Source organism: Haladaptatus sp. (assembly GCF_049589095.1).
In the GTDB taxonomy this organism is placed as follows: domain Archaea; phylum Halobacteriota; class Halobacteria; order Halobacteriales; family Haladaptataceae; genus Haladaptatus.
This window is the reverse complement of the sequence record NZ_JBAWAC010000659.1, coordinates 1-1,713: the sequence shown is the minus strand read 5'-3', so window position 1 is coordinate 1,713 and position 1,713 is coordinate 1. Positions and strand designations below refer to the sequence as shown.

Sequence of the window (1,713 nt, the reverse complement as noted above, 5' to 3'; positions counted from 1 at the left end):
CCGCTTTTCGACCCGTCGCCGTCGCTCTCGCTCCCGTCCAAGTCGTACCCGCTCGCATCGATGCCGCGCGAATCCGTGTCGGCAGCGCCCGAATCCGTGTCGTCGTCCGAGTCCGCGTCGAACTCGTACTCGCTGGCGTCGATGCCGTCCCGGTTCGAGGCGTCCGTCGGGGCCGTCGTGGTCGTTCCGTCCGTCGTACTCGCCGTATCCGCCGTGTTCACCGATTCGTCCTCCGTCCCACTTCCGCTGCTTCCGCCGTCCAGCCGTCGTTGGAACGGCGGTACCGCCAACTCGGTTTTTACGTCGAACGACCAGCAGTCGTCGCTCGGTTCCTCGCCGGGCCACAGGCGCAGCGTCGGTGAGAACACCGTCGTTCGGTCGGAAACGCTTCGTTCGACCTCCCGGAGGCCGATACTGGCGTTCTTGTCCGCCGGAGCGATGGCGACCATCGACCCCTCCGGCGCGAGGAAATCGAGATACTTCCGGACGACGGCTTCCGGGTCGTCGAGTTCGCTCAGCACGTTACCGAACAGGACGAGGTCGAAGTTCCCTTCCGGGGGTTCGAACGCTTCCGCCGTCTCGCGGTGCACCGTCGGGTGGAAGTTCTCCCCCGTCTCCTCCAGCATCGCCGAGAGGACCTCGGCGGCCTCGCTCGGTTCGACGGCGTGGTACTCCACGAACGTCTCGGACGGGAGGAAATCGTGCAGGCCGAGCGCCGGACCGCCGACGCCAGCGCCGACGTCGAGCACGCGCAGTTTTCCGGGGAGCAAACCCCGTCCCGCGAGCTCCGAGAGGACGTACTGCACCACGGCGTAGTAGTCCGGCAGGTGGTAGATGGCGTAGCCGAGCGCCACGCGATAGTCGTACTCGACCGGGTTTTGCGCGAAGTAGTCCTCCTTGAGGCGCTGAATCGTTCGGCGCAGTTCGTCGCCCGACTCACCGTCCGGCCAGCCCGCGCCGAACTCCGCGACCAACAGGTCTTCCAGTTTTCTGCCGTACGTCTCGGGGAACGATTCGACGCCACGAAACTCCGGACGAACCGGGTCGTCCGAGGCGGGTTCGAAGGTGCCGTCCTCGCGCTCCACGAACCCGAGCGGTCCCAACTCCTCGCGGAGCACCTGCCGGACGACCGCCGGATGGGGCGTGCCTTCGACGTACTCCGCGATCTCCTCTGGGTCCACGGGTCGCACGTCTTGGAGGTACTTGGCGTTCGAGAGCACCTGCTCGCGCTGTTCTGGATTCATCGGTCTCCCTCCGTTTCGTTCCCTCGGTTCGTTTCCTTTTCACGGAGCTTCGCCGCTTCCCGATACAGGCGCTCGAGCTCGGTCGGGTCGGCGTCGGCCAGTCGCTTGGCGGCGTTCGCCACGTCCGTCGCGCCGTCGAAGCTGGCCTGAATGTCGGCGTAGACGCGCGATTCCCCGTCGGTGACGTGGTCCGCCAGTGCTGACAACTCGTCGTAGACGGGGGTCCGAAGACCTTCGGGCACCGAATTCGCCGACAGCGCGAACGCGAGGATGGCCGCGTGCGTCCCCGCCTGCACCGTCGTCATCGCGTCGTCGTGTTCCGCCGCCGTCGTCTCGACCAGCGTGTTTCCGCGGGAGTCGATGGCCGCGAGGAGGGTGTCGGTGACCGACCCGGATTCGTCGGTCACGACCGCGACGTTTCCCGGCGCGGTGTCGGCACCGAAGAGCGGGTGGAGGCTCACCCGTTCCA

The 1,713-nt window shown here is 66.8% G+C and carries 1 protein-coding gene and 1 pseudogene; both read right to left on the bottom strand.

The features are described 5' to 3' along the window. Window positions 1-1,244, bottom strand: a 1,244-nt coding sequence (locus WBV42_RS20715) for a small ribosomal subunit Rsm22 family protein (RefSeq protein WP_423987715.1), incomplete at its 3' end; no start/stop codon positions are given. Beyond that, a pseudogene (locus tag WBV42_RS20710) lies at window positions 1,241-1,713 on the bottom strand (prephenate dehydrogenase); the annotation flags it as partial. The pseudogene WBV42_RS20710 and the gene WBV42_RS20715, both read right to left, overlap by 4 nt.